This window comes from Luteimonas endophytica (assembly GCF_029887875.1).
Classification (GTDB): Bacteria; Pseudomonadota; Gammaproteobacteria; order Xanthomonadales; family Xanthomonadaceae; genus Luteimonas; species Luteimonas endophytica.
The window spans coordinates 176,378-203,317 of sequence record NZ_JARXRM010000045.1; the positions used below are offsets into that span (position 1 = coordinate 176,378).

The window sequence follows — 26,940 nt, forward strand, 5'->3', positions numbered from 1 at the left end:
TGCGGCCGGTCAATCGCGGCCGAGGATGATCCGCGCCGCGCGCTGGTAGGTCCAGTACGCCCAGGTCCAGTTGAGCAGCACCACCAGGCGGTTGCGGAAGCCGATCAGGAAGAACACGTGCGCGAGCAGCCAGAACCACCAGGCCAGCACGCCCGAGAGTTTGAGCCGCCCCAGGTGCACCACCGCGGCCATGCGCCCGATGGTGGCCAGGTTGCCGTAGTCGCGGTAGCGGAACGGCGCGACCGCCGTTCCGGCCAGGCGCGCGCGGATCGCCTGCGCCACGTGCCGGCCCATCTGCTTGGCGGCCGGCGCGATGCCGGGCACCGGCTTGCCGTCCTGCCGGAGCGCGGCCAGGTCGCCGGCCACGAAGATCTCCGGGTGCCCCGGCACCTGCAGGTCCGGCTGTACCGGCACGCGGCCGGCGCGATCCAGCGGGACGCCCAGGGTGGCGGCCAGCGGCGACGCGGCGACGCCGGCGGCCCAGACCACGGTACGCGCCGGCACGAAGGTGTCGCCGAGGCGATAGCCCGCGGCGTCGATGGCGGTGACCGGCTGGCCGGTCGAAACCTCGACGCCGAGCCGCTGCAGCTGGCGGCGCGCCTGCTCCGACAGCGACTCCGGAAAGCCCGCCAGGACCCGCGGCCCGGCCTCGACCAGCCGCACCCGCGCGGCGGCCGGGTCGATGTTGCGGAACTCGCGCTTCAGGGTGTGGCGCGCGATCTCGGCCAGCGTGCCGGCCAGCTCCACCCCGGTCGGTCCGCCACCGACGATCGCGAAGCTGAGCCAGGCGGCGCGGCGTTCGGGATCCGGCTCGGCCTCGGCCCGCTCGAACGCCAGCAGCAGGCGCCGGCGCAGCTGCAGCGCGTCGTCCAGGGTCTTGAGCCCGGGCGCGTGCTCGGCCCAGTGGTCGTTGCCGAAGTAGGCGTGGGTCGCGCCGGCGGCCAGGACCAGCTGGTCGTAGACCAGCTCGGCGCCGTCGTCGAGCAGCACCCGGCGGTGCGCCGGGTCGATCGCGCGCACCGCGGCCATGCGCACCTCGACGTTGCCCTGGTCGCGCAAGATGTGCCGCAGCGGCGCGGCGATGTCCGGCGCCGACAGCCCGGCGGTGGCGACCTGGTAGAGCAGCGGCTGGAACAGGTGGTGGTTGCCGCGGTCGACCAGGGTGATGCGCACCGCGGCACGGGCCAGGCCGCGCACCGTCCACAGGCCCGCGAACCCGCCGCCGACCACCACGACATGGGGAAGGCGGGCCGGCGAAGAGGGGTCGTGGGCGGTCATCGCCGCCCATGATGCCCGAACCGCGCGCCGTTCCCGCCGGCGCAGCGCCGCGTCCCGCGCCTACGGAAGGCGCCGCCCCTGTAGGATCGCGCCATGCGCGCGAAAACCGGCGCGGGTGGCCACGCCGGCGATAACCGCCACCCCGGCCGGCGCCGCCCGCGGCCTTCGCGGCCATGGGCCGCGCCTCCCGGGGGCACCCGAGGCCGGTCAGGGATAGGCGCGCGGCAGCCCGCCTTCGGCCGCAGGCGCCGGCGTGCGCAGGTAGCGGTCGCGCAGCTCGGTCTGGCGCGAGCGCATCGGGATCGCGCGGCCGTCGAACCAGACCTGGTCGGCGACGCTGGCCACGTCCAGCGGATCGCCGCTCCACAGCACCAGATCGGCGCGCATTCCCGGAGCGATGCTGCCGATGCGGTCGGCCACGCCGAAGGTCTCGGCCGGAACCCGGGTCAGCCCGGCCAGGCCGGCTTCCCAGGGCAGGCCGTTGGCGACCGCGTTGCCGGCCAGCTGCCGTACCTTGCGGGCGTTGTGCGAGGCGTCGCCGGACTGGGTGAAGCCCACCGTCGCGCCGGCGGCACGCAGCCTGGCGGCGTTCTCCAGGGTGGCGCCGATCTGGTCGAAGCCCGAGGGCAGGTTGACCAGCGGATCGACGAACACCGGCACGTCCGCCGCCGACAGCTGCGGCGCCAGCTTCCAGGCCTCGGCGCCGCCGCTGATGGCGATCCGCACGCCGTGGCGCGCCGACCAGCGCAGCAGCTGGCGGATGTCGGCGGCGCGGTCGACGTTCACCACGATCCGGCCGTTGCCGTCCAGGTAGCGCGCCAGCACGCTGCGCCCCGCGGGAGTGAGCAGGGCCGCGTGCGAGTCGGCGCCGATCCGGCCGCGCGCCTCGTCGACCAGCTGGTCGAGCAGCATCCACTGCGCCGCGCGCGAGCTACCGGTGAGGCTGGCACCGCGCGAGCCGAGCTGCAGGAACAGCAGCTTCGGCCCGGCCGGTTCCGGGTCGCCGTCCAGGCGCATCACCGCGCCCTGGCCGCCGACGATCGAGCCGCCGGCGCCGCTGCCGGCGCTGAGCAGGGTGAAGCCGATGCCCTCCACCGCCGCCACCGGGATCAGCATCGAGTCCGGGTTGTAGGCCAGGGTGACGTCGAACTCCGGGCGCACCACCATGTGCTTGGCATCCGCGCCCAGGGCCAGCTCGCCGTCGGTGGTGCTGTCCTCGCCGGAGACTTCCTCGATGCCGATCCCGGTGATGCCGCCGAACAGCGCCGGGGTGAGCGGCCGGCCGCCGGCGTCCACCACCTGCGCGCCGGCCGCGGCCAGGCCGCTGCCGACTTCGGCGATGCGGCCGCCGCGCACCAGCACGTCGGCGTTCGGCAGGGTGCCGCGCGCACCGGCGGTATGGACCTTGGCGTTGCGGATCAGCAGCGCCTGGCCGGCGGCCGGCGCCGGCTGCTGGGCGAAGGCGGGCAGGGCCAGGCCGAGCGCCAGCGCGGCCGCGAACAGCGCTGCGGAGCGGCGGGTCATCGCGCACCTCCGTGCACCGCGCCCTGGCCGAGCATGAAGTCCGAGACCGGCTGTCGCGAGCGATCGCCGCGATCGTAGAGCCGGGCGCCGTCGATCCAGACCTGCTCGGCGTGCGCGTACACGCTGAAGGGATTGCCGTTCCACAGCACCACGTCGGCCATCTTGCCCGGCTCCAGGGTGCCGGTCTGCTCGAGGATGCCCATCGACTGGGCCGGGTTGCGGGTGAGCCAGCGGATCGCGCGCTCCGGCGCGATCTCCATGCCGGCGCGGCCCGCGTTCGCCATCACCTTGGCGGCCTCCTGGTTGAGCCGCTGAATGCCTTCGCTGGAATCGGAATGCACGATCGCGCAGCCGTTGGCGGGCCGGTCGACCAGGGCGATGTTCTCCTGGATGCCGTCCAGCGCCTCCATCTTGAAGCCCCACCAGTCGGCCCACAGCGCCCCGCAGATGCCCGCTTCGGCCAGCTGGTCGGACAGCTTGTAGGCCTCCACGCCGTGGTGGAAGGCGGCGATCCGGAAATCGAACTCCTCGGCCAGGTCCATCATCACCGCCATTTCGTCGGCGCGGTAGCAGTGGATGTGCACCAGGATGTCGCCGTTGATCGCGCCGGCCAGGGTGTCGAGCTTGAGATCGCGCTTGCCGCCGTTGTCGTCCTCGCCCTCGTCGGCGGCGCGGCGCCCCCAGCGGCTGCGCGGCGCCTCGTCGGGCGTGTGCTTGGCCAGGTACTCGGTGGCCTCGATGAAGGCCGCCCGGTAGCCGGCGACGTTGCCCATGCGCGTGGCCGGCCCGCCCTTCTCGCCGTACACCCGCTTCGGGTTCTCGCCGCAGGCCATCTTCAACCCGTGCGGGGCGCCGGGGAACTTCATCCCCTGCACGGTGGTGGCGGCGACGTTCTTCAGGGTCACGCCGCGGCCGCCGACCAGGTTGGCCGAGCCGGGCAGGATCTGCAGCGAGGTGATGCCGCCGGCCAGCGCCGCGCCGAAGCCCGGGTCCTGCGGCCAGACCGAGTGCTCGGCCCAGACCTGGGCGGTGACCGGGGCGGTCATCTCGTTGCCGTCGCTGTGCGCGCCCACCCCGGGGCTCGGGTAGACGCCCAGGTGCGAATGCACGTCGATCAGCCCGGGCGTGACCCACTTGCCGGTGCCGTCGACGCGGGTGGCGCCCTCCGGCGCCTCCAGGCCGGGGCCGACCGCGACGATGCGGCCATCGGCGAACAGCACGTCGGCGCCGTCGAGGCGTTCGCCGGTCCCGGTGAGGACCGTGGCCCCGGTGATCACCACCGGCGGCGCGGCGATCGGCACGTAGGTGCTGGCGTACGGGTCCTCGGCGAAACGCGAGGGGCGCGGGTCCTGCGCGTACGCAGGGGCGAACAGCAGCACCGCGGCCAGCGCGGTGGTCAAGGGTCGAAGCATCGAGGGTCCCCGGCAGCGTGCCAAACCCCGAACCTAGCCTGCGCGCGCGTCGCTGCCAACCCGACGGAAGTCATGGGGGAACCGGCGCCCGCCGGCGCTCTTGGTCCGGATCGGCCGCGGCCTCGGTTAACATCCGGGGCCATGAAGGAAAAAGACCAGATCGTCGGCAACTGGCTGCCGCGCTACACCGGCCTCCCCCTGGACGCGTTCGGCGAGCACATCCTGCTGACCAATTTCGGCGGCTACCTCGGCCATTTCAGCAAGCTCACCGGCGCCGAGGTGGTCGGCATCGACCGGCCGATGCCCAGCGCCACCGCCGACGGCATCACCATGATCAACTTCGGCATGGGCAGCCCCAATGCCGCGACGATGATGGACCTGCTCTCGGCCATCCACCCCAAGGCGGTGCTGTTCCTGGGCAAGTGCGGCGGACTGAAGCGCAAGAACCGGCTCGGCGATCTGATCCTGCCGATCGCGGCGATCCGCGGCGACGGCACCAGCAACGACTACCTGCCGCCGGAGGTGCCGGCGCTGCCGGCGTTCGCGCTGCAGCGCGCGGTCTCGACGATGATCCGCGATCTCGGCCACGACTACTGGACCGGTACCGTGTTCACCACCAACCGCCGGGTCTGGGAGCACGACGAGACCTTCAAGCGCTACCTGCGCAGGCTGCGCTGCATGGCGATCGACATGGAGACGGCGACGATCTTCGCCGCCGGGTTCGCCAACCGGATCCCCAGCGGTGCGCTGCTGCTGGTCTCTGACCAGCCGATGATTCCCGAAGGAGTGAAGACCGAGGCCAGCGACGCGCGGGTGAGCTCGGAGTTCGTCGAGAGCCACATCCAGGTCGGCATCGAGGCGCTGCGCCTGATCCGCCGCCACGGCAAGTCGGTGCGCCACCTGCGGTTCTGAACAGCGCAGGCGCGTGCGCCCGGGGAGGCCGCAGCTACGCTTCGAGGCGGCCTGGAAACCCGTTCTCGGCGATCCCGCGCACCGGCTATCCTGACCGCCAATCCGACTGGATGTCCGCAATGACGACTCCGAACGACGTCACCAGTTTCTGGCGCGAGGCCGGCTACCGCAAATGGTTCATGGGCGGCGAGGCATTCGACCGCGAGTGCGAGGCGCGTTTCCTCGGCGCGCACCTGGCCGCGGCGCGCGGCGAATACGAGCACTGGCTGGAGGACGCGGAAGGCGCCCTGGCGCTGCTGATCCTGCTCGACCAGATCCCGCGCAACGTGTTCCGCGGCAGCGGCCATGCCTTCGCCACCGACGGCCTGGCGCTGCATTGCGCGCGGCGGGCGGTCGATGCTGGCCTCGACCGGGCGATCGAGCCGCAGCTGCGCGCGTTCGTCTACCTGCCGTTCGAGCATTCCGAATCGCTCGAGGACCAGCGCCGATCGGTGGAACTGTTCCGCGGCATCGGCGACGCCGACTACGACCGCTACGCCGTGGCCCACCTGGAAGTCATCGAGCGCTTCGGCCGCTTCCCGCACCGCAACCGCGCGCTGGGGCGCGAGAGCACGCCCGAGGAGCAGGCCTGGCTCGATGCCGGCGGCGGGTTCTAGCGGCCGCGGATGTCCCCGAGCGGCACGCCTGTCATCCGTAGGAGCGTCCCATGGACGCGAAGGCCGCGCGAGGCCCCATTGGGAGTGGCGGCGATTCCGGGTCTGGGCGACCGCGCCGGCTTTCGCGGGCATGGGACGCTCCTACGAGGGCGCGGTGCGGCTGCGGACCGCGTCGCGATCAATACCTTGGAATGCTCCCGTCGACCTCGGTCGACCAGGCGTCGATGCCGCCCTCGACGTTGTAGACCTCGGTGAAGCCCAGGCCGCGGAAATGCTCCGCCGCCTGGCGGCTGCGCTGGCCGCTGTGGCACAGGAACGCCAATGCGGTGCCCTTCGGCAGGGCCTCGAGGGTGCGCCGCGCGTCGCCGTCCAGCACCTCGAACGGAACCGTCACCGAGGCCGCCGCGCGCTCGTCCGGCGGGCGCACGTCGACCAGGGTCAGCGCGCCGTCGCGCACGCGCGCGGCGGCCTCGGCGGGGCTCAGCGCACCGACCGCCTTCGGCGCGTTGGGGTTGTCGATGGCCAGGCCCTTGCCGCGCAGGTCGTCCACCCAGTCGATGGTGATGCCGTCGGCGCGGCGCGCGCTGGCCGGGTCGAACTGGATGCGCAGGCCCTCGCACTCCACCGCGATGGCCTTGGGGTCGGCGGCGGCGATCTGGAAGCGCGGCTGGAAGCGCACATCGATCGCCAGCGCCAGCGCGGCGTCGGCGCCGGCATCGGCCAAGGCGCCGCGCAGCATCTCCGCCGCGGCCGGGGTGACGGTGACGTCGCGCGGCGGGGTGCGGTCGACGGGGGGAAGCCCCAGCGCCTGGTTCAGCTCGCCGGAATTGGCCATCTCGTCGATGATGTCGCTGCCGCCCACCAGTTCGCCGCCGATGTACAGCTGCGGGATCGTCGGCCAGTTGCCGTAGGCCTTGATGCCCTCGCGGATCTCCGGGTCGGCCAGCACGTTCACGTGCGCGTACTCCACCCCCAGGCCGCCGAGCAGGCCCGCGGCCTTGGCCGAGAAGCCGCACTGCGGCATGTCCGGGCTGCCCTTCATGAACAGGACCACGCGATGGTCGGCGAGCAGCGTTTCGATGCGTTGGCGCAGGGCTGGATCGAGGGTCATGGCGGTGCCGGGTGCGATTGAACCGGGCATTTTACCCGCGTGGCATCATGCGCGGATGAGCCACGGCCGAACACTGCATCGCGTTCCGCGCCATCCGCACGCGTGGCTGGGCTGGCTGCTGGCCTCGCAGGCGCTGGTGGCGGCGCTGTGGTGGTGGGCCGGCTGGCGGGTCGGGCTGCCGGCGATGCTGCTCAGCCATGCGCCGTTCGTGCTCTCGGCGCTGCTGCCGCGCGCGGCGCTGTACGCGCCGGTGCTGTCGCGCCTGCCCACCGGCGAGCGCGTGGCCTGGCTGACGATCGACGACGGCCCCTCCGACGACACCACCGCGCTGCTCGACCTGCTGGACCGCCACCGCGCGCGCGCCACCTTCTTCCTGGTCGGCGAGCGCGCGGCCGCGCGGCCGCAGCTGGTGCGCGAGATCCTGCGCCGCGGCCACGGCATCGGCAACCACAGCCATGGCCACCCGCAGGCCTGGTTCTGGGCGCTGGGGCCGCGACGCATGGCGCGCGAGATCGGCCAGGCCCAGGCGACGCTGGCCGCGCTCGCGGGGGCGCCGCCGCGCTGGTTCCGCTCGGTGGTGGGAATGACCAACCCGTTCGTCGCCGCGCCGTTGCGCCGCCACGGCCTGGCGCGGGTGGCGTGGAGCGCGCGCGGCTTCGATGCGGTGCGCGCGGACCCGGACGCGGTGGCGGCGCGGATCGCGCGCGATCTGGCGCCCGGCGCGATCGTGCTGCTGCACGAAGGCGCGCCGCACGGCCGCAGCGTCGAGATCGTCGCCCGGGTGCTGGAACGCCTGCAGGCGGCCGGCTACCGCACCGTGCTTCCCGAGGATCCGGCCGCCGCCGACACGACCTCGTCGCCGGCAGCGGCCACGTTCCCGTAGGAGCGCGCCATGCGCGCGAAAGCCGACGCGCTCGGCCACGCCGGTGTCACCGCAAACTTCGCCGGAGCCGCCCGCGGCTTCGCGGCCGTGGGCCGCTCCTACGGGGGGAGCACCTCGCTGCGCCCCTGTAGGCGCGTGCCAAGCAAGCGAAAGCCGGCGTGGTGGCCACTCCCCGGATCGCCGCCAATCGATCGAAACCGCCCCTCAAGTCCTGACCTTGAGGGCGATGATCGCCAGCGCCGCCAGCAGCGCCAGGGCCAGCACCAGCACCCCGCCCCAGCCGCGATCGATGCCGCCGCGCTTGCGGAAACCGAGCCTGAGCAGGGCGATCGCCACCGTCGGCAGCACCAGCAGCACCAGCACCAGCACCCACAGCGCGCGCTCGCCGCCCATGGTCATCCCGGAGCCCCGCCACAGAGGCCGGCGGCGGCCCGTGCGGCGATCCATTCCTCGTTGGTCGGTTCCACCGCCGCCACGATCCTGCTCCCCGGCGCGCTGATCACCGCGGCGTGCGCCGCGTTCGCGGCCCCGTCCAGCGCCAGCCCCAGCCATTCGAGCCCGGCGCAGATGCGCCGGCGCAGTTCGGCGTTGTGCTCGCCGATGCCGGCGGTGAACACCAGCAGGTCGAGGCCGCCGAGCACCGCCGCCAGCGCGCCGATCTCGCGCACGATCCGGCGCACGTACAGCGCCAGCGCCGCGGCCACCCGCGGGTCGTCGGCCTCGCGCGGCAGCAGCTCGCGCGGGTCCGGCGAGACTCCGGACACGCCGAGCAATCCCGACCCGTGGTAAAGCACCCGCGCCACGTCCTCCACGGACAGCTTCTCCACCTCCATCAGGTACAGCAGCGCGCCCGGATCGAGCGCGCCGCAGCGGGTGCCCATCATCAGCCCGTCGAGCGCGGAGAACCCCATCGTTGTGGCCTCGCTGCGCAGCCCGCGCATCGCGCACAGGCTGGCACCGCTGCCGAGATGGGCGGCCACCACGCGACCGCGCGCCAGTTCGCCATGGCGCTCCGGCAGCGTCACCGACAGGTATTCGTAGGACAAGCCGTGGAACCCGTAGCGGCGCAGGCCGCGTTCCCAGGCGTCCCAGGACAGCGGCAGCATCCGCTCCACCTCGGGCAGGGTGTGGTGGAAGGCGGTGTCGAAGCAGGCCACCTGCGGCAGCTCCGGGGCGGCGTGCAGCAACGTCTCGATCGCCTCCAGCGCGAACGGCTGGTGCAGCGGCGCCAGCGGAATGTAGCCCTTCAGGTCGGCGAGCACGCCGGCGTCGATCCGCACCGGCGCGAGGTAGCAGCTGCCGCCGTGCACCACCCGGTGCGCCACGGCGACGATATGGCGCTCGCCCAGCCGCGCCCGCACGCGCTCGCGGATCAGCGCCAGCGCCGCCGGATAGGGCCGTGCGGGGTCCAGCGCCACGGCCTCGGGCTCGCCGCCCTCGTCGAAGCGCGGGTTGCCGCCGCCGATCCCCTGCACCTTGCCGCGCCACGCCGGCTGCCGCGGCAGCGGCCGGCTGGCGGCGTCGAAGAGGGCGACCTTGATGCTCGACGAGCCGCAGTTGAGCACCAGCACCAGCGCCTGGCTCATGGCGGCGCGTTGCGGTAGCGATGCGCCAGCAGCACGGCCAGCGCGCAGGCGGCCATCCGCGCCTCGTGCGGATCGGCGCGGCTGGTCAGCACGATCGGCACCCGGGCGCCGAGGACGATGCCGGCGCTGATCGCATCGCCCATGAATTCGAGCTGCTTGGCCAGCATGTTGCCGCTCTCCAGGTCCGGCACCACCAGGATGTCGGCGCGGCCGGCGACCGCCGACTCGATGCCCTTGATACGCGCCGCCGCCGCCGAGACCGCGTTGTCGAAGGCCAGCGGGCCGTCGAGCACGCCGCCGGTGATCTGCCCGCGCTCGGCCATCTTGCACAGCGCCGCGGCGTCCAGCGTCGCCACCATGCGCGGGTTCACCGTCTCGACCGCGGCCAGGATCGCCACCCGCGGGTCGTCCACGCCGATCGCGTGCGCCAGGTCGATCGCGTTGCGCACGATGTCGGCCTTTTCCTCCAGGGTCGGGGCGATGTTGATCGCCGCGTCGGTGATGACGAACGGCCTGGGGTAGGCCGGTGTCTCGATCAGGAAGCAGTGGCTGACGCGGCGCTTGGTGCGCAGCCCCGCGGCGCTGGGCAGCACCGCGGCCAGCAGTTCGTCGGTGTGCAGGCTGCCCTTCATCAGCGCCTCGACCTCGCCGGCGGCCGCCAGTTCGGCGGCGCGCACGGCGGCGGCGTGGCTGTGCGCCACGTCCTCGATCTCGATCCCCGCCAGGTCCAGCCCGGCGTCGTCCGCCGCCGCCTCCAGGCGCGCGCGCGGCGCCACCAGCACCGGATCGATCAGCCCCGCGGCGCGCGCCTCCAGCGCCGCGCGCAGGCTCAATGCGTCGCATGGGTGCACCACCGCCATCCGTACCGGCCCCAGCGGCCGCACGTGGTCGAGCAGCCGCTGCGCGCCGTCGCTGGCGCCGTGCACGCGCACCTCCGGCAGGGTGGCGCGCGAGCGCGCGATGCGGCGCTCCGGCGCGACCACCTCGGCTTCGCCCTCGAACACCGCCGCCTGGGCCTGGTTGAGCGCGCGGCACGACAGCCGCACCCGGCGCTGGGCCGGATCGCGCGCGGTCACCGCGACCTCCACGGTCAGGGTGTCGCCCACCCGCACCGGCGCCAGGAAGCGCAGCGCCTGCGAGACGTAGCGGGTGCCCGGCCCGGGCAGCCGGGTGCCCAGCAGCGCCGCCACCAGCGACGCGGCCCACATGCCGTGGGCGATCACGCCGCCGTCGCCCTGGCCGTCGCCGCTGGGGCGTTCCGCGGTCTGCGGCTCGGCATCGCCGGACAGCACCGCGAACAGGCGGATGTCCTCCACGCCGAGCATGCGCTGCAGGGTGGCGCGGTCGCCGACCTCGAGTTCGTCGAAGGTGCGGTTGTGCGGCGGCGCGAGCGCCGCGTCGGAAGAGGGCGTCCCGGCGGGCGCTTGTTCGTGCATGGGTGCTCCGTCCTGCTGCTGTCAGTCATCGGCGCGGCCGCGCCGCGTATCCGACCATGCCCCATCGGGCACGGCGGGTCCAACCCGTCCCGGCGAGGGGCAGGTGCCGGCCGCCCGACCAGAAGCGGCTACTTCCGCGACTTCTTCGCGGCGCGCTTGCCCGCTGCCCGCTTCGCCGGCGGCTTCGTGGTCGCCTTCGCGGCCTTGCTGGCGGTCTTCTTCGCCGCTGTCTTCTTCGCGGCCTTCCGGGCAGTCTTCTTTGCCGTCTTTGCCGTCTTTGCCGTCTTTGCCGTCTTTGCCCGCCCGGCCGGCGAGGACTCCCTGGCCCCGGCGGCGCGCTTGCGTGCCCGGGCGGCGCGGCCGGAATCGCCGGAGCCGGCCCCGCCCGCTGCCGCCTTCGCCGCCGGCCTGGCGCTGCCGCTGCGCGCCGCGACCGCTCCGGGTGCGCCGCCTGCAACGCCGGCCGCGCCTGGCGCGAGCGCCGAGAGCGCCTGCAGGGTGCGCTCCAGCAGATCACCGGCCGGCGGCCCGTTGGCGGCGCCGCCGATCGCGCCGGCGGTGGCTTCCTGCCACTCGGCCAGTGCGTGCTGGAAGCCGTTGGCGAAGGTCACCTGGTTGCCCACGGCGGTCTGCACCAGCGCCTGCAGGTCGCCCATTTGCTGCTCGGCGATCCGCCACAGCGCACTGCCGGGCAGCACCGAGAGCGATTGCCAACCCTCGGCCTGCTGGGCCTGTGCGGTCTCGGTGCGTACCTCGAGCATGCCGTCGCGCACCTCGCGCGCCAGCAGCTGCATCCACTGTTCGCGGCTGTCCTGCAGCAGTTCGCCGAGGCGCAGCCAGAGGTCGAGGTTGGCCTTGTACAGGGCCAGCGGCAGGTCGGAGTCGGTCATCGGGGGATCCTCGGGGAGCGGGGGAAGGCCGGAACGAAGGGGGCGAAGTGGAGCGGGCGCTGCGGCGGGAGCGGCGGCAGCCGGCGTGCGGACGGCGGGGCCGTGGGCCGACGCTGCGCACGGATGCATCATCGCGTCCGCAGCCTCGCGCGGCTGCGCCGGCCGGGCATTGATCTGGATCACACCTCGACCTCGATACCACCCGTAGTCTGCAGGTCCCGCGTTAACGGAGTGCAACGCCAGCAAGCGGCGGGAACGAAGGCGGTCGCGCCGCGTGCAGGACGGGCGGTCGACAGGCCCGCCGACCAGCACGGTGCGCGCGTGTCGGATCCTTCGACAGGGCGGGCAGCGGCGGCGTCGCGATTGCCGTCGCGGCCGCGGTCGGCCAGCGCGGCCAGTCCCCCCGGCTTCGCATGGCGCACTCTCCTCCGGACAGGACCCAGCATGCCTCCCCAGTTTCCCTCCGCCACCCCGGTGCCCGACGTCCCCTGGCATGCCTGCACCGCCGCGGACGCGCTGGCGCGGCTGCAGGCCGATCGCGGGGGGCTGCAGGCCGAGGAAGCGGCGCGCAGACTGGCACTGCACGGGGCCAACCAGCTGCCGGCGACCGCGGGGCGGCCGGCCTGGCTGCGATTCCTGTCGCAGTTCAACAACGCGCTGATCTATTTCCTGATCGCCGCCGCCTGCGCCGCGGCATTGCTCGGCCATGCGGTCGACGCGGCGGTGATCGCCGCGGTGGTGGTGGTCAACGCCGTCGTCGGCTACGTGCAGGAGGGCAAGGCCGAACGCGCGCTGGACGCGATCCGGCGGATGGTCTCGCCGCAGGCCACGGTGCTGCGGTGCGGCCAGCGCCAGACCGTCGCGGTGGCCGCGCTGGTGCCGGGCGACGTGGTCCTGCTCGATCCGGGCGACCGCGTGCCGGCCGACCTGCGCCTGCTCGGTGCGCGTTCGCTGTTGATCGACGAGGCGGTGCTCACCGGCGAATCGGTCGCGGCGGACAAGCGCGAGGCCCCGGTGGACGCGGCGGCGGCGCTCGGCGATCGCGCCTGCATGGCCTGGTCCGGCACCCTGGTCGCCGCCGGCCAGGGCGTGGGCGTGGTCGTGGCCACCGGTCGCGACACCGAGATCGGCAGGATCAGCACCCTGATCGGCGGGGTACAGGCGCTCACCACGCCGCTGCTTCGGCAGATCGACGATTTCGGCCGCCGCTTCACCTGGGTGGCGCTGGCCGGCGCCGCGGCGCTGTTCGGGTTCGCGGTGCTGGTGCGCGGGTTCCGCTGGGACGAGGCGCTGATGGCGGTGGTGGCGCTGGCGGTGGGGTGTGATCCCGGAAGGGCTGCCGGCGGTGATCACCATCACCCTGGCGATCGGGGTGCAGCGCATGGCCGCGCGCAACGCGGTGATCCGCAGGCTGCCTGCGGTGGAGACGCTCGGCGCCACCTCGCGCTGGCGATGAAGGCGGGGTTGGCGCCGGAGACGCTGCGCGCGCAGTGGCCGCGCGTCGACGCGATCCCGTTCGACGCCCAGCACCGCTTCATGGCGACCCTGCACCGGACCGCCGAGGGCCGCCGCGTGGTGTTCGTGAAGGGCGCGCCGGAGCGGCTGCTGGAGATGTGTGCCGTGCAGCGTGAGGCGTCCGCTACCTGCGCCAGGCATCGTTCACCTGGCGCGGCGCGATGGGCACACCGGTGGTGCTGGGGGCGGTGGGCGCGGTGGTGCTCGCGCAGCTCGCCTTCACCTACCTGCCGGTGATGCAGGCGCTGTTCGCCACCCGCCCGGTGGGCGCGCTGGAGGGGCTGGTGGTGGTGGCGATCGGCGCGGCGCTGATGCTGGTGCTGGAGGTCGAGAAACTGGTGCTGCGGCGGCTGGGCGTGGCCGAGGCGGCCGGCGCCTGAGCGGGTTCAGCGCTCTCGCGCCGCCACCACCAGCCAGTTGTTGAACGGGGTGTTGCCGTACAGCGGCGCGAACCGCGGTTCCAGCCCGGCCGCTTCCAGGGCCGCGCGCAGGCCGGCGGCGGTGGGGTAGCAGCGCGGCCGCTCCTGCATCCAGCCGATCAGGTTGGCGAGCCGGTCGGTGACGCGGGTGGTGCGGCCGCGGGGGCTGTCGTCGCCCAGGCCGGTGCGGATCACCAGCCGCGCGCCGGGGGTGAGCATCGCCGCCATGGTCGAAAGCAGCTCGTGCTGCGCCTGGTGCGAGAGGTACTGCAGCACGTCGAGGATCGCCACGCTGCCGCGGTGCGCCGGCGTGGTCCGCGCCAGGTCGACCACTTCGAAATGGGTCTCTGCCAGCCCGCTGCGCGCGGCCACCCGCTGCGCGCGCGCGATCTTGGCGGCATCGATGTCGACCCCGCGGTAGGGCAGCGCCTGCCCGTCCCGGCGCAGCGCGTGCGCCAGCAGGCCGAGCCCGCAGCCCAGGTCCAGCAGCGGCGCCCGGCTGCCGCGCAGCGCCGCCAGCACGCCCGGGTACAGCGGATCGCTGCGCAGCTTGAACAGGGTGTAGTAGTAGTCGTGGCGGTTGCCGAGCGGGTGCGCGGGCAGGAACGCGCGGGCGACGCTCCGGGCGTGGGCGCGGTCGAACGGGCGGCCCGCGGTGGGGCTGTCGGCCTCGGCGGATTCCATCATGGTCGGGTCGTGCATGCGGTTGGGCGGGCGAGGCGGCCGGGGAGGCCGAACGCTAGCACGGGCCGGCGGCTAGCGCGGATCCGCGCCGGGCGGCGCGGCAAGCCGCCGCCGCGCCACCGGCAGCGCCAGCGCGGTCCACTCGGCGTACATCGCCGTTGAGGGATGCAGCCCATCGTCGGCCAGCATCCCCGGTTCGGCGCCGCGCGCGCGGCTCACCGGGGCGATGTCGACGAAGGCCACGCCGCGCGCGCCGCAGATGGTCGCGGCCGCGGCGTTGTAGGCGTCGAGCTCCGCCGCGATCGCCGCGACGTCCCGGCCAGCGGCGGCGGCGAACGGGGTCACCCCCCAGTCCGGGATCGACAGCACCATCACCCGCTCCGGCCGGCCGCCCGCGAAGTCGATGGCGCGCTCCAGCAGCGCGGCGAACTGGGTGCGGTACTCGTCAAGCGGGCGACCGCGGTACTGGTTGTTGACGCCGATCAGCAGGCTGACGAAGCCGTGATCGGTCGGCGGCGCGGCGGCATCGATCGCCGCGTCCAGCTCGTCGGTGGTCCAGCCGGTGGTGGCGACGATGCGCGGATCCTGCAGCGGGATGCCTTCGGCGCGCAGCGCGCGTGCCAGCTGCACCGGCCAGCGGCCGTCCTCCGGCACCGATTCGCCGATGGTGTAGCTGTCGCCGAGTGCGAGATAGGCGATCGCGCCTTCGCCTTCGCTCTCGCCTGCGGCGGAGGTGGCGGCCACGCCGGCCAGCGCCACCGCCGCCAGCGCCTCAAGCCACCGCGGCACGGGCGTCGCCGCGGTTGCGCGCGGCCTCGGCGCGGCGCTGCAGTACCCGTTCGAGGCGCCGGAACACCTCGCGCAGCTGCTCGGGCTCGGGCAGCAGGGTGACGCGAAAGTGGTTGCGGTAGGGCACGTTGAAGCTGGAGCCGGGCACGATCAGCACGTCCTCGGTTTCCAGCACCTCCAGCGCAAAGGCGTGGTCGTCGAAGCCCTCGGCGGCGGCGCCGGTGACGCCGGGGAACGCATACAGCGCGCCGGCCGGCGCCATCAGTTGCAGGTGCTCGCTGGTCGCGCAGCTCTCGATCACCGCGCGCCGCGCCTCGTACAGGCGCCCGCCGGGGGCGCACAGGGGGCCGATGGTGTCGGTGCCGTCCAGCGCCGCCTGGATCGCGAACTGGCCGGGCACGTTGGCGCACAGCCGCAGCGCGCCGAGCAGGTCCATGGCGTGGTGGAAATCGCCGCAGGCGGTCGGATCGCCCGACAGCATCGCCCAGCCCACCCGCCAGCCGCAGGCGCGGTGCACCTTGGACAGGCCGCCGAACGACAGGCACGGCAGGTCGCCGGCCAGCGGCGCCAGCGGCTCGAAGCGCGCGCCGTCGTACAGCACCCCGTCGTAGATCTCGTCGACCATCAGCAGCAGCCGGTGCTTCGCCGCCACCGCGACGAGGCGTTCGAGCAGCGCGCGCGGATACACCGCGCCGGCCGGGTTGTTGGGGTTGATCAGCACCAGCGCGCGGGTCCGCGGCGACACCAGCGCCTCGATCTCGTCCGGATCCGGCAGGAACCCGTGCTCCGCCGCGCAGCGGTAGTACACCGGGCGGCCGTCGTTGAGGATCGTCGCCGCCGACCACAGCGGATAGTCGGGCGAGGGCAGCAGCACCTCGTCGCCGTGGTTGAGCAGCGCCCGCAGCGAGATGTCGATCAGCTCGCTGACGCCGTTGCCGATGAATACCCGCTCCGGCGACGCGTTCGGGGTGCCGCGGCCGCGGTGGTGCGCGGCGATCGCCTCGCGCGCCTCGGGCAGGCCCTGCTGGTGGGTGTAGGGGTCGGTGTCGTGGATGTGGTCGGCGATCGCGCGCTGCAGGTGTTCCGGGGCGCGAAAGCCGAACGCGCCGGGGTTGCCGATGTTGAGCTTGATCAGCTCGCGCCCCTGCGCCTCCAGCTCGCGGGCGCGCCGGGCCAGCTCCCCGCGGATCTCGTAGCGCACTTCGGACAGGCGTTCGCGGGTCTTGAGGGTGGGCATGGCGGCGCGGGGCTGGCGGAATTCCGCCCAGCCTACCCAAAGTCCGGCGCGGAAACAGCCTCTTCGCGCTCCAGCCGCGGGCTAGAATCGGCCCATGACGCCCACCGGCCCGCGCGCTTGAACTCCGCTCCCCCCGACGGCGGCGCCGCGCTGCGCGCGATCGGCTGGCCGTTCCCCGGCGTGCCAGAAGAGGCCGGCGACCCGGCCTGGGCCGCGGCCATGGCGGCGCATCCGCAAGCGCGCCCGGCACGGGTCATGGCCCAGCACCGCTCCGGTTACCTGGTGGCCGAGGGCCCGGTGGAGGGGGGGGCGGTGGAGTCGCTGCCGGAGTGGCAGCGGCCGAAGTTCCCGCCCGAGCAGCGCCCCGCGGTCGGCGACTGGGTGCTGGTCGAGGAGGCGAGCATCGTCGCGCTGCTGCCGCGGCGCAGCGTGATCAAGCGCGGCGCCGCCGGCGAGCACTACCGCCAGCAGGTGATCGCCGCCAACGTCGACGTGGTGCTGGTGGTGTGCGGCCTGGACGCCGACTTCAACCCGCGCCGGATCGAACGCTACCTGCTGCTGGTGCGTGGCGGCGGCGCGCAGCCGGTGGTGGTGCTGACCAAGGCCGACCGCGCGGACGCCGACGTGGACGCGGCGCTGGCGGCGCTGGCCGGCGTCGCCGGGGCCGACGTGCCGGTGCTGGCGGTCGACGCCCGCGACCGCGACAGCGTCGCCGTGCTGGAGACCTGGCTGCGGCCCGGGGTCAGCGCGGTGCTGGTGGGCAGCTCCGGCGCCGGCAAGTCCACCCTCACCAACAGCCTGCTCGGCAGCGAGCGGATGAAGACCGGCGAGGTACGCAGCAGCGACGAGCGCGGCCGCCATACCACCACCCACCGTGCGCTGATCCCGCTGCCGTCCGGCGCCTGCCTGATCGACACGCCGGGGATGCGCGAGCTCAAGCCCACCGGCGAGGAGGACCTGGCCGAGGGCGGCTTCGCCGAGGTCGAGGCGCTGGCCCAACAGTGTCGCTTCCGCGACTGCCGGCACGAGCAGGAACCCGGCTGCGCGGTGCGCGCGGCGATCGAATCGGGTGCGCTCGACCCCGCGCGCTATGCCAGCTACCTGAAGCTCCGCGACGAGGTCGGCGCCGCCGCCGGCAAGCTCGCCGGCCGGCGCGGCAGCAAGCGCGACGAGAAGGCGCTCGGCAAGGCGCCGAACAAGCGGCTGGACGACAGGTACGGCAAGCGCTGAGGCCGGCATCCGGCCGCGCGCGGCTGCAGGCGCGAAGCGTCGCGCGGCGTGCGGGCCGCGGCCGGGCGCGCCGCTAGCGGTCCGCCGGCGGCGGGGCTGCCCGCATCTCCTGCAGGGCGGCGCCGAGCGTCGCCACGAACTCCCCTGCCGCCCTGGACGGCGGGCGATCCTCCAGGTACACGCACTCGACCTTGAACCGGATCGGCGGATCGAACGGGCGGAACGCGGTGGAGCCGTCCACGCCGGCGCGCGCGGTGAACTCGTCCACCACCGCCATGCCCGCGCCGCAGCGGGTGAGCGCGGCGGCGATGTAGAAGGTCTGGTTCGAGACCACCTCGCGGATCGCGACCTCGTGCCGCTGCAGCTCCGCCGCGAACAGGTCGCCGACCGGGCCGCTGGTGGCCACCCCCACCATGTCCCGGCCGTCCAGCGACCGTAGCGGCACGCTCGCGCCCACGTCCGGCAGGCCCTCGCGCTGGAACAGCAGCATCAGTTCGCCGGTGCCCAGCTGGCGCCGCTGCATGCGCGGGTGCAGCGGCGGATCGTACGCCACCGCGATGTCGCAGGTGCGCTCGTAGAGGGCCTCGAACAGGTCGTCGTGGTGCAGGGTCTGTACGTCGAACGTCACCTCCGGGTGCTGGCGCCTGAAGCGGGCGATGGCCATGGGCGCCACGTGCAGGCCGAGCGAGGGCACCACCGCCAGGCGGATGTGGCCGCCGCCGAAATTCCTGATGTTGCCGACCGTCTTCTGCAACGAGGTCAGCCGCTTGAAGATCTCGGCCACCTCGATGAACAGCGCATGCGCCTCGTCGGTGGCGACCAGGCGGCCGCGGACCAGGGTGAACAGCGTCAGCCCCAGTTGCGTCTGGGTATGGCGCAGCACCTTGCTGACGGAGGGTTGCGAAACGTGCAGCGCGCGCGCCGCGGCGCTGATCGAGCCGGTGGTATAGACGGCGTGGAAGACTTCGATCTGGCGAAAGCGCATCGATCGATCTTAGGCCGCCGCCCGGGCCGCGGCCAGCATCCCATGGCACGCCTCCTGCGATGCACCACCCGCCCAACCCTCACCCCGTAGGAGCGCCCCATGGCCGCGAACGCCGTGGGCGTGTCCGGTGGGATCGGCGCGATTCCCGGCTTCGGCCGAAGGCGCCGGCCTTCGCGTGCATGGCACGCTCCTACGGTGGGCCACCGGCCTACCCTGTAGGAGCGGCCCATGGCCGCGAACGCCGCGGGAGGCTCCGGGGGTCGGCGCCGCCCCTGGGCGTGCCCGGCGCGTCCGTCGCCTCAATGCCAGAAGTTGATGAACCCGGTGATGATCAGCGCATTGGTGAAGTCGATGAAGAACGCGCCCACCAGCGGCGCCACCAGGAACGCGCGCGGCGCCATGCCGTAGCGCTCGACCAGGGTGCGCATCACCGCCATCGCGTTGGCGGTGGTGCCGAGCATGAAGCCGACGAAGCCGCCGCCCATCACCGCGGCGTCGTAATCGCGGCCCATCACGCGGAACACCACGCCGCAGAACAGCGCCACCAGCCCCACCTGCAGCACCAGGTTGACCAGCAGCGGGGTGGCCAGGCCGGCCAGCTCCCACAGCCTGAGGTTCATCAGTGCCACCGCCAGGAACAGCGCCAGGCAGATGTTGCCGATCAGCTCGATGGTCGGCACCGACAGCCCGATCCAGCCGGTGCGGTCGTCGAGGTTGCGGATCAGCGCGCCGACCAGCATCGCGCCCACGTAGGCCGGCAGGGTGAGCCCGGTCGCCGAGATGCCGGTGCTGACCCACGCGCCCAGCCACATCGCCACCAGGATCACCACGATGCTCTTGAGCGCGCCGAACTCGCGCGCGGCCTCGTCCTGGGGCGGCGCGTCGCCGCCATCCGGGCCCCCGGCCACCAGCGCCGCCGCGTCGCCGGGCGCCGCGCCCGGCGTGCGCAGGCCGAAGCGCCGGATCAGCAGCGTCGCCAGCGGCCCACCGGCCAGGCCGCCGCAGACGATGCCGGCCATCGCCGAGGCCAGCGCTACAGATTCGGCGCCGGTCACGCCCGCCTCCTCGAACAGCGGCGCGAACGCCAGCCCGGTGGCCGGCCCGCCGGTCAGCGTGGCCGAGCCGGCCAGCACGCCGAACAGCGGGTGCAGGCCGAACCCGGTCGCCACCAGGATCCCCAGCAGGTTCTGCGCCACCGCGAAGGCGCTCGCCAGCCCGAGGAACAGCAGCACCTGGCGGCCGCTGATCCGCAGCAGCGCCACACTGGCGTTGAAGCCGATGGTGGTGAAGAACGCGATCATCAGCGGCGTCTGCAGGCTGGTGTCCAGCGTGAACAGCGTGGTGCCCTGGCCGTGCGCCACCAGCACCGCCAGCGCCACCACCAGCCCGCCGACCACCGGCGCGGGCAGGTTGTAGCGCGACAGCACCGGGATCGCGCGGCACAGCGCGTAGCCGAGGAACAGGGTCAGGCCGGCGAGGGCCAGGGTCTGTATCGCGTCCAGTTCAAGCATGCGTCATGGTTCCGGGGCTCCAGGCTGGATCGAAGGGCGCGGAGCGGGTTCGCGCTGCGCCGTGCGCCCGGCCCCGCTGGCGGGCGCCTGGCCGGCGAAGCATGACAGCAGCCGGTCGGCGATGCGCTCCGTGCCCATGGTCACCGGATCCTGCACGGGCAGGCCCAGCAGGTCCTCCACTTCGCGGCAGGCCTGCCCGGCCGCCGCCGGCGACAGCCGCGCGGTGTTCAATGCCACGCCCACCGCCTGCACGCCGGGGTTGGTCAGCCGCGCCGCGGCCAGGTTGGCCGCCAGGCATTCGCGCAGGTCCGGCAGCGGGTAGTGCGGCAGCGCGCGCATATGGGCCCGGCCCGGTTCGTGGCACAGCACCAGGGCGTCGGGCTGGGCGCCATGCAGCAGGCCGAGCGAGACCCCGGCATAGGACGGGTGGTACAGCGACCCCTGGCCCTCGATCAGATCCCAGCCGTCGTCGGTCCGGGCCGGCGAGACCCACTCGATACCGCCGGAGATGAAGTCGGCCACCACCGCATCGATCGGCACGCCGCGCCCGGCGATGAAGATCCCGGTCTGGCCGGTGGCGCGGAAATCCGCGCGCATTCCGCGCCGGCGCAGTTCCCGCTCCAGCGCCAGCGCGGTGTACATCTTGCCCACCGAGCAGTCGGTGCCGACCGTCAGCAGCCGGCGGCCGGCACGGCGCGCGCCGGTGCCGACGGGCGTCCTCGGCGGCTCGCGCGCGTCGAACAGCACCCGCCCGTTGCGCTGCGCCGCCGCGGCGATCCCGGGGTGGGCGCCGAGCCGCTCGTGCAGGCCCGAGGCCACGTTCATGCCGGCGTCCAGCGCCGCCACCACGTGCGCGACCGTGCGCGGATCCATCCGGCCCCCGGCGTTCGCCACGCCGACGATCATGGTCCTGGCGCCTGCGGCGCGCGCCTGCGCGAAATCGAGATCGGCCAGCCCGAGCGTGGTGCGGCAGTCGGCATCGCGGAACTGGCCGATGCACCACTCCGGCCGCCAGAACGCCAGGCCGCGCGCGGTCTTGGCCGCGAGGTCGTCGTGGGCGTTGCCCAGGTACAGCAGGAACGGCGGCGGCCAGCCCGCCGCGGGGTCGAAATGGGCGCGGGCTTCGTCGGGTCGGGACATCGGGTCGGCATTCCTGGCAGCGGCGTGGAGGCGGCGGGGACGAGCGCCGCCAGCGCCGGCGCTCCCTCCGGTCACGATAGGCACTGCGCCGCGCGCGCACCATTGAAAAGGCGCCCGTCGCGCATAACCGCAGGTTATGCGGCGGCGCGGCGCCCCGGGCCGGGGCGCCGGCGAAAGCCGCTAGAATCGTGGCCCCCGCAACCGGTGGCGAGCCGATGTCCGAAAACAAGCCCAGCAGCACCGAATCCGCGGAGGATTTCCGCAACGCCGCGCTCGAGTACCACCGGCTCGCTCCGCACGGCAAGATCCGGGTCAACGCCACCAAGCCCATGCTCACCCAGCGCGACCTGGCGCTGGCCTATTCGCCCGGCGTGGCGCACGCCTGCGAGGAGATCGTCGCCAACCCCAACACCGCCAGCGAGCTGACCGCGCGCGGGAACCTGGTGGCGGTGATCAGCAACGGCACCGCGGTGCTCGGCCTGGGCGACATCGGCCCGCTCGCCGGCAAGCCGGTGATGGAAGGCAAGGGCGTGCTGTTCCAGAAGTTCGCCGGCATCGACGTGTTCGACATCGAGGTGGACGAGCGCGACCCGGACAGGCTGGTCGACATCATCGCCAGCCTCGAGCCCACTTTCGGCGGCATCAACCTCGAGGACATCAAGGCCCCCGAGTGCTTCATCGTCGAGCGCAAGCTGCGCGAGCGGCTCAGCATCCCGGTGTTCCACGACGACCAGCACGGCACCGCGATCATCGTCGGCGCCGCGGTGATCAACGCCCTGGAGATCGCCGGCAAGCGGATCGACCAGGTGAAACTGGCCACCTCCGGCGCCGGCGCCGCCGGCATCGCCTGCCTGGACATGCTGGTGGCGCTGGGGCTGAAGCCGGAGAACATCCTCGCCGTGGACCGCGACGGCGTGCTCTACACCGGCCGCCCCAATCTGGACCCCGACAAGCAGCGCTACGCGCGCGACACCGACAAGCGCACCCTGGCCGACATCGTCGCCGGCGCCGACGTCTTCCTCGGCCTGTCGGCGGGCGGCGTGCTCGAGCCGGAGATGGTCGCCACCATGGCCGAGCGGCCGATCATCCTGGCGCTGGCCAACCCGTACCCGGAGATCCTGCCCGAGGCGGCCAAGAAGGTGCGCCCGGACTGCATCATCGCCACCGGCCGCAGCGACTACCCGAACCAGGTCAACAACGCGCTGTGCTTCCCCTACATCTTCCGCGGCGCGCTCGACGTCGGCGCCACCGGCATCAACGAGGCGATGAAGCTGGCCTGCGTGCACGCCATCGCCGAACTGGCGAAGGTGGAGGCGACCGACCTGGGCAGCGCCTACGGCGGCGACCTGCCGAGCTTCGGCCCGGACTACATCATCCCGCGGCCGTTCGACCAGCGCCTGCTGACCATGCTGGCGCCGGCGGTGGCGGAGGCGGCGATGGCCTCGGGCATCGCCCTGCGGCCGATCGCGGACCTGGACGTCTACCGCGAGAAGCTCGGCCAGTTCCTCTACCGCACCGGGCTGGTGATGAAGCCGGTGTACGACCGCGCCCGCAGCGACCGCCAGCGCGTGGTCTATGCCGAGGGCGAGGAGGAGCAGGTGCTGCGCGCGGTGCAGACCGTGGTCGACGAGAAGCTGGCCCACCCGATCCTGATCGGCCGCCCCGACGTGATCGAGACGCGCATCGAGCGGATGGGCCTGCGGCTGCAGGCGGGGCGCGACTTCGAGCTCACCAACATCAACGACGACCCGCGCTTCAACGAATACTGGCAGCAGTACCACGCCATCACCGAGCGCCGCGGCGTGACTCCCGACTCGGCCAAGAACCTGCTGCGTTCGCGGCCCTCGCTGATCGCCGCGCTGATGGTGGAACGCGGCGAGGCCGACGCGATGATCTGCGGGCTGGTCGGGCGCTTCCACAAGAAGCTCGGCTACATCCGCAGCGTGTTCGCGCTCGATCCGGGCGTGCAGAGCACCTCGGCGATGACCGGCGTGGTCAACGACCGCGGGCTGTGGTTCTTCCTCGACACCCACGTGCAGCTGGACCCCTGCGCCGAGCAGATCGCCGAGAGCACCCTGCAGGCCAGCTACCGGCTGAAGCTGTTCGGCATCGAACCCAAGGTGGCGCTGCTGTCGCATTCCAACTTCGGCAGCCACGACAACCCCAGCGCCGCCAAGATGCGCCGGGTGCGCGAGATCCTCGCCCAGCGCAAGCCGGACCTGGAAGTGGACGGCGAGATGATGGCCGACACCGCCTGGGACGAGATCCTGCGCCGGCGCATCTTCCCCAACACCACGCTCGCCGGACGCCCCAACCTGTTCGTGCTGCCGAACCTGGACGCGGCCAACATCACCTACAACATGGTGCGGGTGATGACCGACGGCGTGGCGCTGGGCCCGATCCTGATGGGCATCAGCCGCCCGGCCCACATCATGACCTCCACCGCCACCCCGCGGCGGGTGGTCAACATGACCGCCATCGCCGCGGTCGAGGCCCAGATCCGCAAGGCCCAGCGCGCCCCGTAGGAGCGTGCCATGCACGCGAAAGCCGGCGCGGCCGGCCACGCCGGGAATCACCGCCCGCCCGGCCGGAGCCTGCCGCGGCCTTCGCGGCCATGGCCAGCTCCCAAGGGAGCGACCGCCGCGGTAGCGGAATCCCCTCTACCGCGCCAGCAGTTCTCGCAGCAGGTCCGGCAGGCGCCGCAGGTCGTCCTTGAGCAACAGCGCGTCGGCGCCCGGCGGGGCCGGGTCGGGGACGTACAGCGAGCCGGTCAGGAACACGAACGGCAGCGACGGCCGCAGTTCGCGCACCACCGCCTGGGCCTCGGTGCCGTCGAAACCGGGGATGTTGACGTCGGACAGCACCACGTCCGGCGCGAATTCCGCCAGCGCCTCGCGCAGCGCCCGCTCGGTGTAGACGCGGCGGCACTCCACCGCCAGGCCGCCGTCGCGCAGCGCCAGCTCGGCCAGCTCCGCGTCGTCCCTCGAATCGTCGACCAGCAGCACGCGCCAGGCGGAGCCAGCGGCCGGCTCCGGGCCGCCGCTCGTGCCGGCCCGGCGAGCCTCGTTCGCGCCCGCGCCCAAGACGCTACCCGCCGCGGCGGGCGCGCGCTCGGTCTCCGGGCGTCCGTTGGCGCCGGCACGGCGACCTTCCTCCCTGTTGGCGGCCAAGCGGTCAGACTCCCGTCGGCGGCTCGTTCAGCACGGCCCAGAACTTGCCCAGGGTGCGCACCGCCTCGAAGAACTGGTCCACGTCCACCGGCTTGACCACGTAGGCGTTCACGCCCAGGTCCCAGCTGCGAGCCAGGTCGCTCTCCTCGCGCGAGGAGGACAGGATCACCACCGGCAGCTTCTTGAAGCCGCCGTCGCGGCGCAGCTCGTTCAGCACTTCCAGGCCGTCCATGCGCGGCATCTTGATGTCCAGCAGCAGCACCGCCGGCATGCCTTCCTCGCGGTCGGTGTACTTGCCGCGGCGCAGCAGGTAGTCGAGCGCCTCCACGCCGTCCTCGACGTGGACGATGGGGTTGGCCAGGTGCGCCTCGCGCAGGGCGTCGATCGCCATCTCGGCGTCGTGCGGGCTGTCCTCGGCCAGCAGGATGGTGCGCAGCTCGGTCATGTGGCTTTCTCGGTGGTGGCGGGCAGGTCGCCCGCGGCAGGCAGGATGAAATGGAAGGTAGCACCGTTGCCGGGCTCGGCCTCGGCCCAGACCCGGCCGCCGTGGCGGCCGATCACCCGGCGCACGCTGGCCAGGCCGATGCCGGTACCCTGGAACTCGCTGGCCGCGTGCAGGCGCTGGAACACACCGAACAGCTTGCCCGCGTACTTCATGTCGAAGCCGGCGCCGTTGTCGGCGATCCGGAAGTGCTGGCCGCCGTCGTCGCTGGGCGAACAGCTCACCTCGATCTGCGCCGGCTCGCTGTGGCGGCTGTACTTGACCGCGTTGCCGAGCAGGTTCAGCCATACCTGGCGCAGCATGTTCTCGTCGCCCACCACCACCGGCAGGTCGCCGACCTTCCAGACGATGCGGTGCTGCGGCGTGTCGGCGGCGTTGTTGGCGTCGAGCATCGAGCGGGTCTCGGCCACCAGCGACTGCATGTCCACCAGCTGCAGGCGCAGCGCGCTGCGGCCCAGGCGCGAGTACACCAGCAGGTCGTCGATCAGCGAGGACATGCGCTTGGCCGAGTCCACGATCACGCCCAGGTAGTGGCTGCCCTTGTCGTCGATCGAATCGCCCAGGTGCCGCGCCAGCTTGTCGCCGAAACCGGCGATGTGCCGCAGCGGCGCACGCAGGTCGTGCGAGACCGAATAGCTGAACGCCTCCAGCTCGCGGTTGACGTCGGAGATCTGTTCCACCTTGCCCTGCAGCTGGCGGTTGAGCTCGCGGATCTGGCGCTCGCTGGCCTTCTGCGCGCTCACGTCGCTGGCGGTGACCAGCGCCACCATGCCCTCGCTGTCGGGCAGCGGCATGCGGCGGGCGTTGATCAGCATGGTGCGCTCGATGCCGTCCGCGGTCTTCTGCACCTGCTCGTGGTCCCACAGTTCGCGGTTGCGGGACAGCACGTCGCGCAACCGGCGCAGGGTTTCCTCGTGGCGCCAGGCGCCGCCGCCGAGCTCGGCCAGCGGCTGCCCGCGCATGTCCTCCTCGACGCCGTACAGCTCTGCGAAGGCGGCGTTGTGCATCACCACTTCCAGCCGGTTGCCCACCAGCACGATCGGCTCGCGCACCGTGTCCAGCACAGCGGCGGCGCGGCCGCTGGCGCTGCGCGCATCGCGCTCGGCGCTCAGCCGGCTGGCGATCTGGCGGCCGGCCAGGAACAGCAGTGCGCCCAGCAACACCAGCTGCGCGGCCATCGCCGCCCAGGCCGCCTGGCCGGCGCGCGCGCTGAGGCGCTCGGCGCGGGCCTGGCGCGCGTCCGCCAACGCCTGCTCCTCGGCGATCAGCTCCTCGATGGCGTCGTGGATCGGGTAGCGCGCCACCGCGATCGCCATGTCCTCGTGCACCGAGCCGGCGCCGGCGGCGAGGATCTGCTCCAGCCGCTCGGTGCGCAGGGCGATGGTCGACTGCAGTGCGCCGGCGCGCAGCTGCTGCTGCGGATTGTCTCGGGTCAGGCGCTGCAGCCGCTGCAGGCTGGCCGGGATGTTGGCACGGGCCAGGGCGATGCGTTCGTGCACCACCGGGTCGTCGATGCCGGCGGCCATCGCCAGCGCGGTGGCTTCCAGGTTGCGCACCCCCGAGGACAGCGCGTGCACGGTGGCCTCCACCTCGCGCGCGTGCATCACCCGTTCCCAGGCCGCGCGGCTGTCCTCGGCGGCAGCGCGCAGCAGCAGGAACGGCGCCACCACGATCGCCACCACGGCCAGGCCGAGCACGGCGAGCCGCCAGTGCGCGAGCGGGTTTGCGGAAAGTTCTGGATGCATCGCTGGACCGGGCTGCCTGTTCGTTCAGGGCGTTGGCGCCCTGCCGGCCCCGCTGTCCCCCTGCGGTGATCGTTGCCGGACCGCACGACCGGGTAAACCATTACCCGAGCCCGGCCCGCCGCGCCGGCAGTGCCGGTCGCGCTGCGCATGATCGGGCCCTCGCGTTAAGGCCGCGCGAAGAATACCGCGGGCCGCACCCGGCGCAGGGCATCCGCGGAAGCAACGGCCCTCGCTGCGACGGCCGGACCGCGGAGGCCGGCCCGCGACCTGACTCCCGCGCAACGAGGTTGCGCCAAGCCCCGCGATACGACTTCGCGATCACGGC

24 protein-coding genes are annotated in these 26,940 nt (G+C 73.2%); 7 read left to right on the plus strand and 17 right to left on the minus strand.

From position 1 onward, the window contains the following. Window positions 1–9: 9 nt before the first annotated feature. The 3 genes from QFW77_RS16735 to QFW77_RS16745 all read right to left on the minus strand — a co-directional run bounded on the left by QFW77_RS16735 (window position 10) and on the right by QFW77_RS16745 (window position 4,214). On the minus strand, window positions 10–1,278 hold the full coding sequence (locus QFW77_RS16735; protein ID WP_280575950.1) for an NAD(P)/FAD-dependent oxidoreductase: 1,269 nt from the start codon (window positions 1,276–1,278) through the stop codon (window positions 10–12). A gap of 207 nt (window positions 1,279–1,485) precedes the next feature. Then, the gene (locus QFW77_RS16740) at window positions 1,486–2,802 is read right to left on the minus strand and encodes an amidohydrolase family protein (protein ID WP_280575951.1); all 1,317 of its coding nucleotides are present in this window, start codon (window positions 2,800–2,802) and stop codon (window positions 1,486–1,488) included. After that, window positions 2,799–4,214 (minus strand): amidohydrolase, encoded by a 1,416-nt coding sequence (locus tag QFW77_RS16745; protein ID WP_280575952.1) that lies wholly within the window; start codon window positions 4,212–4,214, stop codon window positions 2,799–2,801. The genes QFW77_RS16740 and QFW77_RS16745 overlap by 4 nt, the downstream gene beginning before the upstream one ends. A gap of 141 nt (window positions 4,215–4,355) precedes the next feature. On the opposite strand from QFW77_RS16745, the gene QFW77_RS16750 reads away from it, so the two are divergent. Together QFW77_RS16750 and QFW77_RS16755 are read left to right on the plus strand one after the other, a co-directional pair. Further along, window positions 4,356–5,126 (plus strand): AMP nucleosidase, encoded by a 771-nt coding sequence (locus QFW77_RS16750; protein WP_280575953.1) that lies wholly within the window; start codon window positions 4,356–4,358, stop codon window positions 5,124–5,126. Window positions 5,127–5,245: 119 nt separating this feature from the next. Then, window positions 5,246–5,782, plus strand: a complete 537-nt coding sequence (locus QFW77_RS16755) for a DUF924 family protein (protein WP_280575954.1) — start codon at window positions 5,246–5,248, stop codon at window positions 5,780–5,782. A 178-nt stretch (window positions 5,783–5,960) separates the two neighbouring features. Here the strand turns inward: QFW77_RS16755 and grxD are convergent, their stop codons facing one another. Then, on the minus strand, window positions 5,961–6,893 hold the full coding sequence (gene grxD, locus QFW77_RS16760; protein ID WP_280575955.1) for a Grx4 family monothiol glutaredoxin: 933 nt from the start codon (window positions 6,891–6,893) through the stop codon (window positions 5,961–5,963). Between the two features lie 55 nt (window positions 6,894–6,948). On the opposite strand from grxD, the gene QFW77_RS16765 reads away from it, so the two are divergent. Beyond that, window positions 6,949–7,776, plus strand: a complete 828-nt coding sequence (locus tag QFW77_RS16765; protein ID WP_280575956.1) for a polysaccharide deacetylase family protein — start codon at window positions 6,949–6,951, stop codon at window positions 7,774–7,776. 204 nt (window positions 7,777–7,980) lie between these two features. Here the strand turns inward: QFW77_RS16765 and QFW77_RS16770 are convergent, their stop codons facing one another. From QFW77_RS16770 to QFW77_RS16785, 4 genes are all read right to left on the minus strand, one after another. Beyond that, window positions 7,981–8,175, minus strand: a complete 195-nt coding sequence (locus QFW77_RS16770; protein ID WP_280575957.1) for a hypothetical protein — start codon at window positions 8,173–8,175, stop codon at window positions 7,981–7,983. Continuing rightward, window positions 8,172–9,362, minus strand: a complete 1,191-nt coding sequence (locus QFW77_RS16775; RefSeq protein ID WP_280575958.1) for an acetate/propionate family kinase — start codon at window positions 9,360–9,362, stop codon at window positions 8,172–8,174. Before QFW77_RS16775 ends, QFW77_RS16770 begins: the two co-directional genes overlap by 4 nt. Then, the gene (locus QFW77_RS16780; RefSeq protein WP_280575959.1) at window positions 9,359–10,798 is read right to left on the minus strand and encodes a bifunctional enoyl-CoA hydratase/phosphate acetyltransferase; all 1,440 of its coding nucleotides are present in this window, start codon (window positions 10,796–10,798) and stop codon (window positions 9,359–9,361) included. The genes QFW77_RS16775 and QFW77_RS16780 overlap by 4 nt, the downstream gene beginning before the upstream one ends. A gap of 128 nt (window positions 10,799–10,926) precedes the next feature. Then, the gene (locus tag QFW77_RS16785; RefSeq protein WP_280575960.1) at window positions 10,927–11,688 is read right to left on the minus strand and encodes a hypothetical protein; all 762 of its coding nucleotides are present in this window, start codon (window positions 11,686–11,688) and stop codon (window positions 10,927–10,929) included. 444 nt (window positions 11,689–12,132) lie between these two features. Between QFW77_RS16785 and QFW77_RS16790 the strand changes: the two genes are divergently transcribed. Further along, the gene (locus QFW77_RS16790) at window positions 12,133–13,440 is read left to right on the plus strand and encodes an HAD-IC family P-type ATPase (protein ID WP_280575961.1); all 1,308 of its coding nucleotides are present in this window, start codon (window positions 12,133–12,135) and stop codon (window positions 13,438–13,440) included. After that, window positions 13,365–13,583 carry a cation transporting ATPase C-terminal domain-containing protein gene (locus QFW77_RS16795; protein ID WP_280575962.1) on the plus strand — a complete coding sequence of 73 codons (219 nt, stop codon included), beginning with the start codon at window positions 13,365–13,367 and terminating at the stop codon, window positions 13,581–13,583. Before QFW77_RS16790 ends, QFW77_RS16795 begins: the two co-directional genes overlap by 76 nt. Window positions 13,584–13,589: 6 nt before the next feature. Here the strand turns inward: QFW77_RS16795 and QFW77_RS16800 are convergent, their stop codons facing one another. From QFW77_RS16800 to QFW77_RS16810, 3 genes are all read right to left on the minus strand, one after another. Next, window positions 13,590–14,309 (minus strand): methyltransferase domain-containing protein, encoded by a 720-nt coding sequence (locus QFW77_RS16800; protein WP_425603370.1) that lies wholly within the window; start codon window positions 14,307–14,309, stop codon window positions 13,590–13,592. Between the two features lie 69 nt (window positions 14,310–14,378). After that, window positions 14,379–15,005, minus strand: a complete 627-nt coding sequence (locus tag QFW77_RS16805; RefSeq protein ID WP_280576132.1) for an SGNH/GDSL hydrolase family protein — start codon at window positions 15,003–15,005, stop codon at window positions 14,379–14,381. Between the two features lie 73 nt (window positions 15,006–15,078). After that, the gene (locus QFW77_RS16810; protein ID WP_280575963.1) at window positions 15,079–16,332 is read right to left on the minus strand and encodes an aminotransferase class I/II-fold pyridoxal phosphate-dependent enzyme; all 1,254 of its coding nucleotides are present in this window, start codon (window positions 16,330–16,332) and stop codon (window positions 15,079–15,081) included. A gap of 117 nt (window positions 16,333–16,449) precedes the next feature. Between QFW77_RS16810 and rsgA the strand changes: the two genes are divergently transcribed. Then, window positions 16,450–17,562 carry a ribosome small subunit-dependent GTPase A gene (rsgA, locus tag QFW77_RS16815; protein WP_280575964.1) on the plus strand — a complete coding sequence of 371 codons (1,113 nt, stop codon included), beginning with the start codon at window positions 16,450–16,452 and terminating at the stop codon, window positions 17,560–17,562. 73 nt (window positions 17,563–17,635) lie between these two features. On the opposite strand, the gene QFW77_RS16820 is transcribed toward rsgA, so the two are convergent. The 3 genes from QFW77_RS16820 to dgcN all read right to left on the minus strand — a co-directional run bounded on the left by QFW77_RS16820 (window position 17,636) and on the right by dgcN (window position 21,198). After that, window positions 17,636–18,547: a LysR family transcriptional regulator gene (locus QFW77_RS16820; RefSeq protein ID WP_280575965.1), complete on the minus strand. Its 912-nt coding sequence runs from the start codon at window positions 18,545–18,547 to the stop codon at window positions 17,636–17,638. A 299-nt stretch (window positions 18,548–18,846) separates the two neighbouring features. Continuing rightward, window positions 18,847–20,058, minus strand: a complete 1,212-nt coding sequence (gltS, locus tag QFW77_RS16825) for a sodium/glutamate symporter (protein ID WP_280575966.1) — start codon at window positions 20,056–20,058, stop codon at window positions 18,847–18,849. Between the two features lie 3 nt (window positions 20,059–20,061). Next, window positions 20,062–21,198 carry an N-acetyltransferase DgcN gene (gene dgcN / locus QFW77_RS16830; RefSeq protein WP_280575967.1) on the minus strand — a complete coding sequence of 379 codons (1,137 nt, stop codon included), beginning with the start codon at window positions 21,196–21,198 and terminating at the stop codon, window positions 20,062–20,064. 215 nt (window positions 21,199–21,413) lie between these two features. Between dgcN and QFW77_RS16835 the strand changes: the two genes are divergently transcribed. Further along, window positions 21,414–23,723 carry an NADP-dependent malic enzyme gene (locus QFW77_RS16835; RefSeq protein WP_280575968.1) on the plus strand — a complete coding sequence of 770 codons (2,310 nt, stop codon included), beginning with the start codon at window positions 21,414–21,416 and terminating at the stop codon, window positions 23,721–23,723. 135 nt (window positions 23,724–23,858) lie between these two features. Here QFW77_RS16835 and QFW77_RS16840 read toward each other — a convergent pair whose 3' ends face one another. From QFW77_RS16840 to QFW77_RS16850, 3 genes are all read right to left on the minus strand, one after another. Next, window positions 23,859–24,203, minus strand: a complete 345-nt coding sequence (locus QFW77_RS16840) for a response regulator (protein ID WP_280575969.1) — start codon at window positions 24,201–24,203, stop codon at window positions 23,859–23,861. 169 nt (window positions 24,204–24,372) lie between these two features. After that, complete coding sequence (locus QFW77_RS16845; protein ID WP_280575970.1) at window positions 24,373–24,813, minus strand: response regulator; 441 nt, start codon at window positions 24,811–24,813, stop codon at window positions 24,373–24,375. Beyond that, entirely contained in the window at window positions 24,810–26,615 is a 1,806-nt protein-coding gene (locus tag QFW77_RS16850; RefSeq protein ID WP_280575971.1) for a sensor histidine kinase, read from the minus strand. Before QFW77_RS16850 ends, QFW77_RS16845 begins: the two co-directional genes overlap by 4 nt. Between the last annotated feature and the right edge of the window lie 325 nt (window positions 26,616–26,940).